Annotated in this window: 13 protein-coding genes; 6 read left to right on the top strand and 7 right to left on the bottom strand. The window is 69.4% G+C overall.

Annotation, left to right across the window (positions count from 1 at the left end; genetic code table 11):
- The first annotated feature begins 1 nt into the window (after position 1).
- Positions 2–499 carry a type II toxin-antitoxin system PemK/MazF family toxin gene (locus tag KIH31_RS03755; RefSeq protein WP_214425757.1) on the top strand — a complete coding sequence of 166 codons (498 nt, stop codon included), beginning with the start codon at positions 2–4 and terminating at the stop codon, positions 497–499.
- 167 nt (positions 500–666) lie between these two features.
- Positions 667–927, top strand: coding sequence for a 30S ribosomal protein S20 (gene rpsT / locus KIH31_RS03750; protein ID WP_214425756.1), 261 nt, complete (start codon positions 667–669; stop codon positions 925–927).
- 147 nt (positions 928–1,074) lie between these two features.
- On the opposite strand, the gene holA is transcribed toward rpsT, so the two are convergent.
- The 6 genes from holA to leuS all read right to left on the bottom strand — a co-directional run bounded on the left by holA (position 1,075) and on the right by leuS (position 9,798).
- Positions 1,075–2,082 (bottom strand): DNA polymerase III subunit delta, encoded by a 1,008-nt coding sequence (holA, locus tag KIH31_RS03745; protein WP_214425755.1) that lies wholly within the window; start codon positions 2,080–2,082, stop codon positions 1,075–1,077.
- Between the two features lie 114 nt (positions 2,083–2,196).
- The gene (locus KIH31_RS18065) at positions 2,197–4,860 is read right to left on the bottom strand and encodes a ComEC/Rec2 family competence protein (RefSeq protein WP_214425754.1); all 2,664 of its coding nucleotides are present in this window, start codon (positions 4,858–4,860) and stop codon (positions 2,197–2,199) included.
- A 1-nt stretch (position 4,861) separates the two neighbouring features.
- A complete protein-coding gene (locus KIH31_RS03735; protein ID WP_214425753.1) occupies positions 4,862–5,821 on the bottom strand; it encodes a helix-hairpin-helix domain-containing protein in 960 nt (319 codons plus the stop codon).
- A gap of 128 nt (positions 5,822–5,949) precedes the next feature.
- Positions 5,950–6,135, bottom strand: coding sequence for a hypothetical protein (locus KIH31_RS03730; protein ID WP_214425752.1), 186 nt, complete (start codon positions 6,133–6,135; stop codon positions 5,950–5,952).
- Positions 6,136–6,221: 86 nt separating this feature from the next.
- On the bottom strand, positions 6,222–7,190 hold the full coding sequence (locus KIH31_RS03725) for a DegV family protein (RefSeq protein ID WP_214425751.1): 969 nt from the start codon (positions 7,188–7,190) through the stop codon (positions 6,222–6,224).
- Positions 7,191–7,278: 88 nt separating this feature from the next.
- Positions 7,279–9,798 (bottom strand): leucine--tRNA ligase, encoded by a 2,520-nt coding sequence (leuS, locus tag KIH31_RS03720; protein ID WP_307857532.1) that lies wholly within the window; start codon positions 9,796–9,798, stop codon positions 7,279–7,281.
- 212 nt (positions 9,799–10,010) lie between these two features.
- On the opposite strand from leuS, the gene KIH31_RS03715 reads away from it, so the two are divergent.
- The 3 genes from KIH31_RS03715 to KIH31_RS03705 all read left to right on the top strand — a co-directional run bounded on the left by KIH31_RS03715 (position 10,011) and on the right by KIH31_RS03705 (position 12,151).
- The gene (locus KIH31_RS03715) at positions 10,011–10,268 is read left to right on the top strand and encodes a mycoredoxin (protein ID WP_307857531.1); all 258 of its coding nucleotides are present in this window, start codon (positions 10,011–10,013) and stop codon (positions 10,266–10,268) included.
- Between the two features lie 168 nt (positions 10,269–10,436).
- Positions 10,437–11,522 carry an S-(hydroxymethyl)mycothiol dehydrogenase gene (locus KIH31_RS03710; RefSeq protein WP_214425750.1) on the top strand — a complete coding sequence of 362 codons (1,086 nt, stop codon included), beginning with the start codon at positions 10,437–10,439 and terminating at the stop codon, positions 11,520–11,522.
- Positions 11,522–12,151, top strand: a complete 630-nt coding sequence (locus tag KIH31_RS03705) for an MBL fold metallo-hydrolase (protein ID WP_214425749.1) — start codon at positions 11,522–11,524, stop codon at positions 12,149–12,151. The genes KIH31_RS03710 and KIH31_RS03705 overlap by 1 nt, the downstream gene beginning before the upstream one ends.
- Here the strand turns inward: KIH31_RS03705 and KIH31_RS03700 are convergent.
- On the bottom strand, positions 12,135–12,842 hold the full coding sequence (locus tag KIH31_RS03700; protein WP_307857530.1) for a lipoate--protein ligase family protein: 708 nt from the start codon (positions 12,840–12,842) through the stop codon (positions 12,135–12,137). The genes KIH31_RS03705 and KIH31_RS03700 overlap by 17 nt on opposite strands.
- 160 nt (positions 12,843–13,002) lie before the next feature.
- Between KIH31_RS03700 and KIH31_RS03695 the strand changes: the two genes are divergently transcribed.
- Entirely contained in the window at positions 13,003–14,679 is a 1,677-nt protein-coding gene (locus KIH31_RS03695; RefSeq protein ID WP_214425747.1) for a hypothetical protein, read from the top strand.
- The last annotated feature ends 1 nt before the right edge of the window (position 14,680 follow it).

Here is a 14,680-nt window from a genome sequence, read left to right as displayed (position 1 = left end):
CATGCCACCACGCCCTTCACCGCTTGTCCGCGGATTCCTCCGCGCCCTCTGGCGCGCGCTCACCGGCACCGCGCCCCGCGGCCGCTACCCGGGCGACTTCACCGGGCGTTCGACGGTGCTGTACTCGCCCCGCCGCAACGGACGCCCGGAGCCCGGTGAGGTCGTGTGGGCCTGGGTTCCGTTCGAGGAGGACCACGGCCAAGGCAAGGACCGTCCCGTGCTGCTCGTGGGCCGGGACCGGAAATACCTGCTGGGCCTGATGCTGACATCGAAGAATCCTCCCCCGCCGGGCGCCACGCCCGGCCGGAAGGCGCAGCGCAGCGAGTACCTCAGCCTCGGTGCCGGCCCCTGGGACCGGCAGGGCCGCGGAAGCACGCTGCGTCTGGACCGCGTGCTGCGCGTGGACCCCGCTGCGGTGCGGCGCGAGGGCGGTATTCTGGAGCGTGTGCGCTTTTCACTAGTGGCAGATGCACTCCGGGCCCGACACGGCTGGCGCTGAAGAAGGACCCCGTGGCCCGTTGTCTGCTAATATCTATAGCTGTGTGTCCGCTTGTGTCGGCGGGCACTACAAGCTGACTGCCATTACGGTATCCCCACGCCGCTCAGTCAATGGTCAGTTTGAAATGCCCTCACCGACCCAGTCCGCATTACAAAGAGAGTTTATTAGTGGCCAACATTAAGTCCCAGAAGAAGCGCATTCTCACCAACGAGAAGGCGCGCCAGCGCAACAACGCGGTCAAGTCCGAACTGAGGACTGTCATCCGCTCGGTCAACTCCGCTGTTGAGTCCGCCGACAAGGATGCTGCGGCGGCTGCTCTGGCCGTTGCCGGCAAGAAGCTGGACAAGGCTGTGAGCAAGGGCGTCATTCACAAGAACAACGCTGCCAACCGCAAGTCCGCGATCGCCAAGAAGGTCAGCGCGCTCTAAGGTTTTCCGCAGCCTCCGGGCAGCGCGCTGTGGCCGGCACCTTCGGGTGCCGGCCACAGCTGTTTAACGGTCCGGCTGTTTAACGGTCCGGATGTCTAACGGTGCGGTGGTTTAACGGTTCGGAAGCCCGGGATGCGGCGTGCCGGCTCAGCCCCGGCGTGCGGCCAAAGCGACGGCCGTGACAGCGCGTTCGACGGCGTAGACTGGGTCCCGCGCCTCGCCCTTCACCTGGGCGTCAGCCTCGGCGAGAATCCGGACGCAACGCACGAGGGCCTCTTCGGTCCAGCGGTTCGCATCGCGCCGCGCCTGGTCCACCTGCCACGGCTGCATGCCGAATTCTTTGGCTATCTGGGCCGAGGACCCGCGGGCACCGGCCACCTTGGCGACCGTGCGGACCTTCATGGCGAGGGCAGCAACGAGCGGCACCGGATCCACCCCTGTGGCCAGCGCGTGGCGGAGCATGGACAGGGCCAGCGGACCTTGACCGCCCACGGCCGCGTCGGCGACCCGGAAGGCCGTCGCCTCGACCCGGCCGCCGTAGTACTTCTCCACCGTGTCGGTGGTGACGGCGGTTGTTGAGTCCTCAATGAGCTGCCGGCACGCCGCGGCGAGTTCGGACAGGTTAGCTCCGACCGCTGCCACCAGGGCCTGCACTGCGGCACCCTCGATACGCCTCCCACCGGCCCGGAACTCGCCGGAGACGAAGGCGGCTTTGTCCGCATCCTTCTTCAGCGGCTGGCAGTCGACCACCGGAGCTCCCGCCGCTTTCACGGCGTCGAGCAGCTTCTTGCCGCGCACTCCCCCGCCGTGGTGCAGCACGAGGACCACGTCCTCCGCGACGTCATTGAGATAGGCCAAGCCGTCGGTGAGGAAGTCGTCGTTCATCGCGGCGAGGCCGCTCACCTCGATCAGCTTGCCTTCGCCGAACAGGGACGGGCTGGCCGTCATGGCGAGCTGTCCGGCGGTGTAGCTGCCGGCGTCGAGCTTCGTCACCTCCAGATCGGGGTGGGACACGCGCAACTTGGCCCGCACAGTGTCCATTGCGCGTATGGCCAGGTACTCCTCAGGCCCGCTGACCAGCACCACCGGGGCCGGGTCGACGTCCCGCCAGCTGACGGCATTGGCGCGTGCGGCGGCCTGCTTGGGAGGGGTCATGCGCTGACGGGGTGCGGGAGGAACATCACCCTCCAAGCCTGCCACGGCGCGGATTCATTCCCAAGCCAGGCAACGCTCTTTCCGGCGGCGGCGCCCGGCAGCTCAAGCCGGCGGTCATTTCGATCCCGACCACTCCAGTACCCCCGCTTCCTTGTCCACATAGATTCGTCCCTGCAGGTCCGTCCGGGCGACCTGTACCCGGAAGTGACTGAGCGCCTGCAGGGTTGCCGGGGCCGGATGACCGTAATCGTTGCCCGCACCAACCGAAACGAGAGCGAGGGCCGCGCGGCTGGAACGGATGACGTCGCTGCCACCGTTCCGCGCCCCGTGATGGGCCACCTTGAGCACGTCAACCGCAGCGAGCCTGCCGCGGGCCAGCAGCCTCGCGGCAGCGTCCTCTTCGATGTCCCCGGTCATCAGTGCGCTCAGCCTTGATCCGTCCGAGCCGGCCGCCTCAACGTTCAGAACGATGCTCGAGTCGTTCGGGTTTGGCGGCACCGCCGCCGGCGGCGGCAGCGGTGCGACGGGCCAGAGAACCCTCCAGTCGACTGAGCCCGTCGTGCCGGACCTGCCCTCGGAAGCGCGCTCCAGCGGGACTCCGGCGCCGCGCAGCTGATCGTCCACGGTCTTCGGCACCGGGCCGCCTGCCGCCGACGCGAGTGCGGCCCGCACCTTCCTGCCAGCGAGCACGCCGGCGGTGCCGCCGTAATGGTCGGCGTGGAAGTGCGTGATGACGAAGAGGTCAACGGTCGTCACGGCGAGGTCGTCAAGGCATCGGCGCATCGGGACCGGGTCAGGGCCGGCGTCGATCACGAGGGCGCTGTGGGGCGCTGTCCGCACTACCAGTCCGTCGCCCTGGCCCACATCGCACGCGACGATGGTCCACCGCCGCTGGTCTTTCAACCAGCCTGCACCGACAGGGATCGCTGCCAGGGCAGCAGCTACCAGAGCAGTCGCCACGAACAGTGCGGCGTACTTCGCCGCGGCCCGTAGCCCTGCACGGCGGCGCAGCCACCGCCGCGGTGCGGCCCGGCCCGCCCGGCTGCCTGCGCGCCGCACCGCGCTGACGGCCGCGGAATGATGCGAGGCCGCAGCCAGGAGACAAAACCCGGCAACCGAAAGCGCTGCCATGAGGGCCACACCTCCGGCTCCTTCCGGCCAAGGCAGAGCAGCACCGGGGAGCGCCGCGAAGACGAGGGCAATGCCGCCGACCGCCTGCGCAGCGACACCTGCCGCACCAGTCAGCACGGCGGCGGCGGGAGGAAGCAACGGCAGCACGACCAGGGATGCGGTGCCGGCGATGGTGACCACGCCGACCAGGGGCGCCGTCAGGACGTTCGCGGGCACCGCGTACACGGTGAGCTGGGGCTGCAGCAGGACCAGCACCGGGCCGCAGAAGAGCTGCGCGGCCAGAGGCACAGCCACGGCCCGGGCGAGCCAGCCCGGCAGCCACCGGTGGAGCCACGTGGCGCACCGGCCGCCGAACAGGACCAGGCCCGCGGTGGCGAGGACTGACAGCACGAAGGCGTAACCGGTCGCGAGCCACGGGTCCGCAGCAAGCAACAGCACGACGGCGGCGCAAAGAGCGGCGCCCGGCTTCCCCGGCCGACCGGGGAGCACGGCTGCGAGCCCGATCCCGCCCATGACGGCCGCGCGCAGCACACTGGCGTCCGGGCCGACCACCCAGACGAAGCCCAACAAGGCCGCCGCTGCCGCAGCCGCCGCGACCCGGCGGGGCAGCCGCACCGAGCGGCAGAGCAGCAACACAGCGCCCAGTACGAGGCTGCAGTTGGTGCCGCTGACGGCCGTCAAGTGCGTCAGTCCAGTTTCCTTCATGGCGGCGTTGAGCCCTGCCGGGATGGCGGATCGGTCTCCGACCACCATGCCCGGCACCAAGCCGGCAGCTTCGGGCCAGAGCCAGCCAGCGGCGGCGCGGAACCGCTCCCTGACTGCCTGCGGTCCGGGAGACGAGCCCGCCCCGCCGCCTCCGGGACGGAGGAGGGAACCGGCGGCGGTCTTTACAGGGGGCGCCCCTGGTGAGAAGGTCGCGACCACACTGTCCCCTGGCTCCGCCTCGCGAAGGGTTCCTGCTGCCCGCACCCGCTCCCCCGCCTGCAGCGCCAGCCAGGCCCTGTCACCAAGGACAAGGACGGGGGCGGCGGCTTCGAAGAGTAGTCCATTTGATGCGGCCGCCCGGATCGTGGCGGCGACGGCGACCCGGTCGCTGCCAGTGTGCACGTCCGGGCGTACCAGTGCCTTGGGTTCGCCGGTGACCTCCAGCTCAGCGATGACGGTCGCGCCGCCGGCGATTGCCTGCCCGACCGGCCCGGCCGTCGCGGCACTCATTCTCGCGCCTGCAGCGGCGAGGACCACGGCTGCGGCCAGGAGCGGGAGAGCGAACGCCACCGCAGCCGCGCGAAGGGAGCGCCGGCGTCCGCCGCGGCACAGGGCCAGCAGCAAGACCGCTGAGGTAAGTAGCCCGAGGGCAGTCAGACCCGATGCTGAGGGAGCAATACGGGCACCTACCCAGGCCGCCGTCCAGCCGGCCAGCGCACTCGGGACCAGCCGGAAGTCGGCCCGTTGCGCCCGTTCGGGTGCCCGCGCCTCGGCCGGCACCCGTTCGGGTGCCCGCGCCTCGGCCCGCGCGCGCTCGGGTGCCCGCTCTCCGGCCGGGGCATCGGCGCCGTCGGGTTCCACCGCAGGCGGTGGGTCCGGCGACGCGGCGGGCCCGGCCGCAGCTCTGGCTGCGGCGACGTACCGTTCCCACGGCGCTGGCACCTCAGACCGCCACCAGCGGCAACAGTGCTTCAAGCAGCTTTGGCCCCACGCCCTCCACGGCATCGAGCTCCTGGGCGCTCCCGAAGGCACCATGCTGGCTCCGCCAGTCCACAATCCGCTGGGCGAGCACCGGCCCGACCTTGGGCAGCGTGGTTAGCTCCTCGACCCCCGCCGTGTTGAGGTTCACCTTTCGGGTCGCAGCTGCCGATCGCTTCGCTGTGCCGGAGGCAACGGTCGGAGCGGCCGCGGGAAGCTGTTCCCCCTTTGCCGGGACGAGCACCTGTTCGCCGTCGCTGAGCACCGCCGCGAGGTTGAGCGCAGCGGTGACCGCCTCCGGACGAGGGCCGCCCGCCGCCTGGAGCGCCTGGACGACCCGGCTGCCCGCAGCCAGGGTGAACACGCCGGGCTTCGCAACGGCGCCGGCCACGTGGACGACCACCGTACCGGACGCGCCCCCGGACGCGCTGTCGGACGCAGTTCCGGAGGCACTTCCGGACGCCGCCGGCAACCCCGCGTCGGCTGCCGCCGAGGGCGGCGCTGAGGCGCCTGGCGCGGCGTCCCGCGGACCAGCGGAGGCGGGGCTCCGCACTGCGGAGGCATCGACGCGGTGAACCTCCATCGAACGCGTGGCGGACTGGAACCACAGCACCGCCAGCACCCCCGCGGCCACCGCCAGCAGCATAACTGCCGCGCCGGCACCGACCCGCCACCGCAGCGACCACCGGCGTCGAGCCGACTCCAGGTCCGCCGTGGCCGGAGGCGGACTTCCGCCGGCCACGGCCGGCTCCCCGCGGCCGGGCAGCAGCGGCGCCGCACCGCGGTCCTGGCTCAGCAGCCGCCTCCACCGCGCCGAACGCAGCGCCGCAGCTCCCGACGCCGTGCGCGCGACGGGCACCGGCGGGGCAGCCCGGGGTGGCTCCGGAGGGTGACCGGCCCGGTGCCGGCCCTGCGCATGGTCCATGGACCCACGCTAGGAGTCCCCGCCACGCCACGGCCGGCGGCCGGAGCAGTATCTGCACACCCGGCGACCGGCGCCCGCCTGTGCAGGACGAGATGCGCGGCCGGACGGGCAGGACGGTGAGTTGCCTGCTACGAGTTGAACGTCACGTACGCCTCGTACAGGACGGCGGACCTTCCGGCAGTCTTCGGATCCGGCACTGCCGTCGTCACGAACTGCACACTGATCAACTCGTGATGGAAGGCTTTGAGGAAGTAGGACACCTCCCTCGTCACGTCCCCGTCGTACTTGGCAATGCGGTGAACCTGGACCGTCATGATGGCCTCCTCAAAGGCGCTGCCCGGCCGGGAAAGCACGGGCAGCCGATGCGCCCAAGTTTATCGGCCGGAGCGCCGCAGCGGACCTAGTCGCCCGGCAGGACCGCCTCCGCCGTCACCACCACCAGCACGCCCAGTCCCGCATGCGCGGCCAGCACCGCCGGCAGCCGGCTGAGCTGCGCCTCCACGCCCGACGGCCCCGCCGCGACAAGCTCGTCGAGCAGCTCCTGCGCCTGCGGTTGGTTGCCGAAATGGTGTACTGCAAGCCGCGCGCGTTCCGGCGGCAGCTGGGCGAGCCGCTCCGCGGCCAGCTCCTTGAGCCGCGCCACCGCACGCGGAACGGTGCGGACGCGTTCAAGCGGGACGACTATTCCGCCCTCCACCGCAAGAATCGGCTTGATCGCGAACACGGTGCCGATCCAGGAGGCCGCCGCCCCCACCCGGCCGCCGCGGCGCAGCTGTTCCAGGCTCGGGACATAGAAGAGCACCTTCGTCGCATCGACTTGGCGCCGGCACAGCCGGGCGACGTCGTCCAGCCCCATGCCCGCAGCGGCCGCCAGCACGGCCGCTTGCACCCCGAAACCCTGGGCCATCCCGACAGTGCGCGTGTCGACCACTTCGACCGGGATGCCTACCCGCGACGCCGCCAGCCGGGCCGCCTCCACCGTGCCGGACAGGTCCGCGGACAGGTGCGCCGACACGATTCCCGCGAACCCGGCGACCTCAGCGGCCCGGTAGGCGGCCTCGAACTGCCCGGGCGAAGGGCGCGAAGTGCGCACCGGCTTGCCCGCCGCGAGGGCGAGCGAAATCGTCTCGCCGATATCGTCTTCGCCCTCGCCGAAGATCTCCTCGCCCACCATGACGGGCATCGGAACCACGGTGAGCCGGCGGTCTGCGGCGAAAGCCGCAGCCCACTCCGGCGGCAGCGCGGCGGCCGAATCCGTGACGACGGCGATCGCGGGCCGCGCCTCCACTGCGGCGGCACGCCAAGGAAGGCGGACCCGGCCCAGCCGGGAGCGCAGCCACGCCAGCGCAGGCTGTTCGCCCTCAGCCACGGCTCCCCTTCCCGCCCGGACCGAGCCCGGACCGCGTCAACAGGACTGCATCAACAGGCCCGGTTCAACAAACCAGCGTCAGGCCGCATCAGGCCGGAACAATGTTGACCAGCTTGGGCGCCCGCACAATGACGGTCCGGATTCCCCGGCCGTCGAGGATCTTCTGCACGTTCGCCGATGCCAGGGCGGCTTCGCGCAGCTGGTCCTCGCTGATGTCCGGGGCAACCTCCAGCCGGTCGCGCACCTTGCCCTGCACTTGGACGACGGCGGTGACCGTGTCCTGCACCAGCAGGGCCGGATCGTGCACGGGCCACCCGGCGTTTGCCACCGAGGCCTCCCTGCCGAGCAGGCTCCACAGGTCCTCGGCGGTGTAGGGAGCGAACAGGCTCAGGATCACTGCCACGGCCTCGGCGGCTTCGCGCACCGCCGGATCAGCAGCGCCAGGGCCCGCGTCGATTGCCTTCCGGGTCGCGTTCACGAGCTCCATCACCTTGGCGACGACCACGTTGAACTTGTTGTTCTCCAGCAGCTCCGTCGCCTCGGCGATGGTCCGGTGGGTGACGGCGCGCAGCGACGCATCGCCGGCGGCCGGGTCGGTCCCGGGCGCGCTGGTGACGTCCTGCCCCAGCCGCCAGGCGCGCGCGAGGAACTTGGCCGAACCCGACGGCGACACGTCAGCCCAGTCGACGTCGTCCTCGGGCGGGGAGGCGAACACCATGGTCAGCCGGACGGCGTCGACGCCGAACTTGTCCAACTGCTCGCCCAGGTCCACGCCGTTGCCCAGCGACTTGCTCATCGCCTTGCCGCCGTTGAGCACCTGGCCCTGGTTCAGCAGCGCCTTGAACGGCTCGGTGAAATTGACCAGGCCCAGGTCGTGGATCACCTTGGTGAAGAACCGCGCGTACAGGAGGTGCAGGATCGCGTGCTCGACACCGCCGACGTACTGGTCCACGGGCAGCCAGCGGTTGGCGGCTGCCGGGTCGAACGGCCCGTCGGTGTACTCCGGGCTCGCGAAGCGCAGGAAGTACCAGGACGAATCGACGAAGGTGTCCATGGTGTCCGTGTCCCGCTTGGCCGGTCCGGAGCACGCCGGGCAGGCGACGTTGACCCAGTCCTGGGCCGCGGCCAGCGGGGAGGTGCCCTTCGGGGCGAGCTCCTCGCCGCGCAGGTTGTCCGGCAGGCGCACGGGGAGCTGGTCGTCGGGGACCGGAACCTCGCCGCACGCGGGGCAGTGGATGATGGGAATCGGCGCGCCCCAGAACCGCTGCCGCGACACGAGCCAGTCGCGCAGACGGAAGTTCACGGTCTTCTCGCCGGTGCCCTTCTCCTCGAGGATGCTGATGGCGGCCGGAATGGCTTCAGCCTTGCTCAGGCCATCCAGCGGCCCCGAGTTCATCAGTTTGCCCTCCCCGGCGGTCGCCACGCCGGTGCCGGCCGGATCCTCCTGACCGGTGTCGACGACGGCGCGCACCGGCAGGTCGAACGCCCGGGCAAAATCGAGGTCGCGCTGGTCGTGCGCGGGCACGGCCATGATGGCGCCGGTGCCGTAGTCGGCCAGCACGTAGTCGGCGGCCCAGACCGGCAGCTTCTCGCCGTTGAGCGGGTTGACCGCGTACCGGCCGAGGAAGACGCCCGTCTTCTCCCGCTCGGTGCTCTGCCGCTCGATCTCGGACAGGGCCTTCACCTTGTCCTGGTACCCCTCCAGATCCTGGCGGCGGTCAGCGGTCACCAGCTCGGCGGCGATGTCGGCGTCGGCCGCAACGACGAAGAACGTTGCGCCGTACAGGGTGTCGGGCCGGGTAGTGAAGACCGTGACCTCCCGTGCCGGTGCGTCGCCCTCACCTTCGATCACGAAGTTCACGTGGGCGCCCTCGGAGCGCCCGATCCAGTTGCGCTGCATGGCCAGCACGCGCTCGGGCCAGTGCCCCTGCAGGTCCGCCATGTCATCCAGCAGCCGGTCCGCATAATCGGTGATCTTGAAGTACCACTGGTTCAGGGACTTCTTCGTCACCTGGGTCCCGCAGCGTTCGCAGGCGCCGTTGACGACCTGCTCGTTGGCCAGCACGGTCTGGTCCTTCGGGCACCAGTTCACCGGGTGGTTCTTGCGGTAGGCCAGTCCGCGCTCGTAGAAGCGCAGGAAGAGCCACTGCGTCCACCGGTAGTACTCGGCGTCGGAGGTGTGCAGCCGGCGGGACCAGTCGGCGCTGATGGCGTACCGCTTGAACGACGCGGCCTGGGTCTCAATGTTCGCGTAGGTCCACTCGCTGGGGTGGGCGTTGCGCTTGATGGCGGCGTTCTCGGCGGGCAGGCCGAACGAGTCCCAGCCGATCGGGTGCAGCACATCGTAGCCGCGCTGGCGCAGGAACCGTGCGACGACGTCGCCCATCGCGAAAGCCTCGGCGTGGCCCATGTGCAGGTCACCCGAGGGGTAGGGGAACATGTCCAGCACGTAGCGGCGCTCTTTGGAGCCGTCGTCGGCCGGGGTGAAGACCTTGAGCTCGTCCCAGACGGCCGGCCACTTCGCCTCCATGGCGGCAAAGCTGTAGGAGGCCGTTTCTGCCTCTGCTTCCTTCTCCGCCTGCTGTCCTGTTTCCGCCTGCGCGCTCACGATGCCTCGACTCCATGTTCTGTGTTTGTACCGGACACACAAAAGCCCCTCACTTCAGGAGGGGCTGCCGCGCACTCGCCTGTGGTGCGAGCGGCGGCTATCGAAGAAGCAGTGCGTCCATGGCGCTACTTTACCAGCCCGCGGGAATAGCCGGACGACGCGTTACCGTTATCCCAAACGGACCAATTTCCGCCATTTTTCAAGGAGCACTCGTGGACTACACACCCGACGCCGGCACGATCACCATGTTTTCGACCTCGTGGTGCGGCTACTGCCGCCGCCTGAAGACCCAGCTGGACGCATCCGGCATCGGCTACACGGAGGTCAACATCGAGGACACTCCCGGCACCGCGGAGCTGGTGGAGAAGCTGAACAACGGCAACCAGACCGTCCCCACCGTGATCTTCCCGGACGGCTCCTCCGCCACGAATCCGTCGCTGAACCAGGTCAAGGAGCGCCTCGCCGCCTGAGCCTGCCCGGCACGGACCGAGCCGGACCGGCACCTTCGGAAATGACGCGGTTTCCCGTCCGCGACGCGCCATCAAGCGCGTCACCGGCGGGAAACCGCGTCATTCCTGCTTTCCGGACCGCTGTGGTGGAATGGGAAAGACCGCCCCGCCGACGAAGGGAGCCTCACCATGGCCCATTCCGTGAAAGCCGTCATCGCCCGTTCCAAGAACGCCCCGGTCACCATTGAAACCATCCTGGTGCCGGACCCGGGTCCCGGCGAGGCCCTGGTGGACATCCTCACCTGCGGCGTCTGCCACACCGACCTGCACTACAAGCAGGGAGCGATCAACGAGGACTTCCCCTTCCTGCTCGGCCACGAAGCCACCGGAGTGGTCGCCGCCGTCGGACCCGATGTCACCGAGGTCAAGCCCGGGGACCGCGTGGTGCTCAACTGGCGCGCCGTCTGCGGCGAATGCCGGGCCTGCCGCCGCGGCGAGCCGCAGTACTGCTTCAACACCCACAACGCCACGCAGAAGATGACCCTCGAGGACGGCACCGAACTCTCCCCCGCCCTCGGCATCGGCGCCTTCGCCGAGAAGACGCTGGTCGCCGCCGGCCAGTGCACGAAGATCGACGACGACGTCGACCCGGCCGCGGCAGGCCTGCTCGGCTGCGGCATCATGGCCGGCATCGGCGCGGCGATCAACACCGCCGGCGTCCGCCGGGGCCAGTCCGTGGCCGTGATCGGGTGCGGCGGCGTTGGAACCGCCGCGGTCGCCGGGGCGGCCCTCGCCGGGGCGACGACGGTCATCGCCGTCGACATTGACGAGCGGAAGCTGCAGAAGGCCCAGGAACTTGGAGCCACCCACACGGTCAACTCCAAGGAAACCGACCCCGTGAAAGCGATCCAGGACCTGACCGGCGGTTTCGGCGCCGACGTCGTCATCGACGCCGTCGGCCGGCCCGAGACCTACAAGCAGGCCTTCTACGCACGCGACTACGCCGGAACGGTGGTCCTGGTCGGGGTGCCGTCGCCGGATATGACCATCGAACTGCCCCTGCTGGATGTGTTCGGCCGCGGAGGCGCACTGAAATCCTCCTGGTACGGGGACTGCCTGCCCTCAAGGGACTTCCCGATGCTGGTGGAGCTGTACAAGCAGGGCCGGCTTGACCTGGACGCGTTCGTCAGCGAGCGGATCGCGCTGGACCAGATCGAGGAAGCCTTCGCGAAGATGGACGGCGGAACCGTCCTGCGCTCGGTGGTGGAACTCTGATGGCCCTGCGCATTGAACAGCTGGTCACGTCCGGCACCTTCAGCCTGGACGGAGGCAGCTGGGACGTGGAGAACAACGTCTGGGTGATCGGCGACGACGAGGAGTGCATCATCATCGACGCCCCCCACGACGCCGCAGCGATTCTGGAGCACGTCGGTGACCGCCGGGTGAAGGCCGTGCTGCTCACCCACGCGCACAACGACCACATCGACGCTGCCGACGCCCTCGCCGCGGCGGTGCACGCACCGACATACCTGCACCCTGCGGACCGGGTGCTCTGGGATCTGGTGTATCCGGAGGCCGGGCCGGCGCGTGACGTGGCGGACGGGGACGTGTTCGAGGTTGCGGGCGAGTCGCTGAGGGCCCTGCACACCCCGGGGCACTCCCCCGGGTCCACCTGTTACTACCTGCCGGTCGAGGGAACAGTCTTCACCGGGGACACGCTCTTCCGCGGCGGCCCGGGCGCGACCGGCCGTTCCTACAGCGACTTCCCGACCATCATCGACTCCATCCGGTCGAAGCTGCTCACGCTGCCCGAGGACACGGTGGTGCGCACCGGGCACGGCGACTCCACCTCGATCGGCGAGGAGAAGCCGCACCTGGATGAGTGGATCAGCCGGGGACGCTAAGGCCGTAGGCCCCGGTCACGGCGCGCTCGACGTCGTCGACCGTTACCCCGGAGACCAGATCCTCGACTGAGCCGGCTGTGGCCGGATCCCAGTCGAGTCCGAGGGCCGCATAGACCTCGGTGAGCACGGCCCGGACCGGCGCGGAATCCTGCACCACGAGCACCGAGCTGAAGAACCAGGCCCCCGAGACCACACGCTGCGCCGTACCGACGAGCTTGACCCGGCGGCCCGGATCCTGCGGGGCCCACCCGTGGACGCTGAATTCGCCGGGGCAGTATTCGCCCGGGATCTCACCGACGTCTGCCGGCACTCCGAGTGAGGAGAGCGCATCGGCGAACAGCGCGCCGAACACAGCGAAGCGCGCCTTGGCGCCCATGATGGCGTCCTGTTGCGGCTCGATGTGGTCCACCACCAGGCAGCCCTCATGGTAGGCGGCGGCCCTGCCACCGGCCTTGCGCACGAGCGGCTCGAATCCGTGCCGGCGGCAGGCGTCGGCCGCGGCCTCGAACCCGGCAAGGTGTGCGTCCCGCTGGCCGAAGGCGACGGTCGGCCGGGGCCGGTAAAAGCGAAGAGTCGGGCCGAGCCGCCCGGCCTTCGCCTCGGCCAGCAAGTCCAGGCCCGTCTGGAGATCGGCGGCGGCGCCCCGGCTCTCGTCGTGCCGGACGCTGAGCCGCGGAGGTTTCGTGAACACGAAAACCAACTCTAGCCCGCGCCTGCCGGTCGCCGGCTTTTTGCCACGTGCCGGTCCTACTCTGGTGCAGCCGCCTCCGCCGTGGCACTCTACCCCCGGGCGGGGTCCTCGGTTGTTGATCGGCGCCAGCCGTGCGCCTGACACGAGGAGGAGTACCGTCATGAAGTACAGACCGTTGAAAGCCCTGCGCCCGGCTGCCGTCGCCGCCGCGGTTACTGGCCTAACCCTACTGACGTCGGGGCTTGGCTTGGTGACGCCTCCCGCTGCCAGCGCCGCCGGGGGCACGTTGTTGTATTCGTACGTGCTGGGCAAGTCGACGACATCGGTGCCCAACGCCGCACCGGTCAACACCGCCGTGCCCCTGAGCCTCTACGGCAACGTCTCCATCGCCGACTCAGGCTCCGCCCTGCGCTTTGACGGAAACACCGTCGACCAGCAATCCGTCGGCTACGCCAAACCCGCCTCCGGCACCACCATGGCCGCCGCCGCATCCGAATCCTACGGCGCCGCCGTCAAGTTCACCTTCGAACTGCCCGGTACCCAGAAATGCTTCACTGACTCCCCCAACTACACCCAGATCGGCCGCTTCGGTACGGGCCTGTCACAACTGAAAATCCAGATGAGCAAGTGCAGCACCAACACCACAGCCGTCTTTCCGGAATGCCGCGTCGCCGGCACCCTCAGCGCCACCACCATCCCCGTCGTACGCGGCACCCAGGCGCTCATTCCCGGCAAAACACACATCATCACCTGCATCAAGAGCCCCGACCGCTCGGACGGCACCTCCACCGTCACCGTCGAAACCACCCGGCTCGAACCCACCGGCAACATCACCACCACCAACACCGTCAAAGTCGCCCGAACCGGCGACTTCTCCTCCACCGCCTACCTCACCGTCGCCAACAAATACCAACTCCCCGCCCAGCAGAACAACACCGACCAGGCAATCGGAAACTTCTACGGCGTCAGCTACTGCAAAGCAACACTCCCCGACGACGTCCGCACCTGCCTCACGGCGACTGCCGCCGGGACCGCAACAAGCACAAGCACGGGGACCGGCACCGGCACGAGCACGGGAAGTACCGCCGGGGGCACGTTGTTGTATTCGTACGTGCTGGGCAAGTCGACGACATCGGTGCCCAACGCCGCACCGGTCAACACCGCCGTGCCCCTGAGCCTCTACGGCAACGTCTCCATCGCCGACTCAGGCTCCGCCCTGCGCTTTGACGGAAACACCGTCGACCAGCAATCCGTCGGCTACGCCAAACCCGCCTCCGGCACCACCATGGCCGCCGCCGCATCCGAATCCTACGGCGCCGCCGTCAAGTTCACCTTCGAACTGCCCGGTACCCAGAAATGCTTCACTGACTCCCCCAACTACACCCAGATCGGCCGCTTCGGTACGGGACTGTCACAACTGAAAATCCAGATGAGCAAGTGCAGCACCAACACCACAGCCGTCTTTCCGGAATGCCGCGTCGCCGGCACCCTCAGCGCCACCACCATCCCCGTCGTACGCGGCACCCAGGCGCTCATTCCCGGCAAAACACACATCATCACCTGCATCAAGAGCCCCGACCGCTCGGACGGCACCTCCACCGTCACCGTCGAAACCACCCGGCTCGAACCCACCGGCAACATCACCACCACCAACACCGTCAAAGTCGCCCGAACCGGCGACTTCTCCTCCACCGCCTACCTCACCGTCGCCAACAAATACCAACTCCCCGCCCAGCAGAACAACACCGACCAGGCAATCGGAAACTTCTACGGCGTCAGCTACTGCAAAGCAACACTCCCCGACGACGTCCGCACCTGCCTCACGGCGGCGGGCTGAG

This window comes from Paenarthrobacter sp. DKR-5 (assembly GCF_018531425.1).
GTDB lineage: Bacteria > Actinomycetota > Actinomycetes > Actinomycetales > Micrococcaceae > DKR-5.
The sequence above is the reverse complement of the archived record's forward strand: the minus strand, read 5'-3'. Positions and strand labels throughout refer to the sequence as shown.

Coding starts and splice junctions, on each gene's coding strand:
- KIH31_RS03695 (WP_214425747.1), top strand. CDS start 13,003: ATGAAGTACAGACCGTTGAAAGCCCTGCGCCCGGCTGCCGTCGCCGCC.
- KIH31_RS03735 (WP_214425753.1), bottom strand. CDS start 5,821: ATGGACCATGCGCAGGGCCGGCACCGGGCCGGTCACCCTCCGGAGCCA.
- KIH31_RS03705 (WP_214425749.1), top strand. CDS start 11,522: ATGGCCCTGCGCATTGAACAGCTGGTCACGTCCGGCACCTTCAGCCTG.
- KIH31_RS03730 (WP_214425752.1), bottom strand. CDS start 6,135: ATGACGGTCCAGGTTCACCGCATTGCCAAGTACGACGGGGACGTGACG.
- KIH31_RS03710 (WP_214425750.1), top strand. CDS start 10,437: ATGGCCCATTCCGTGAAAGCCGTCATCGCCCGTTCCAAGAACGCCCCG.
- holA (WP_214425755.1), bottom strand. CDS start 2,082: ATGACCCCTCCCAAGCAGGCCGCCGCACGCGCCAATGCCGTCAGCTGG.
- KIH31_RS03755 (WP_214425757.1), top strand. CDS start 2: ATGCCACCACGCCCTTCACCGCTTGTCCGCGGATTCCTCCGCGCCCTC.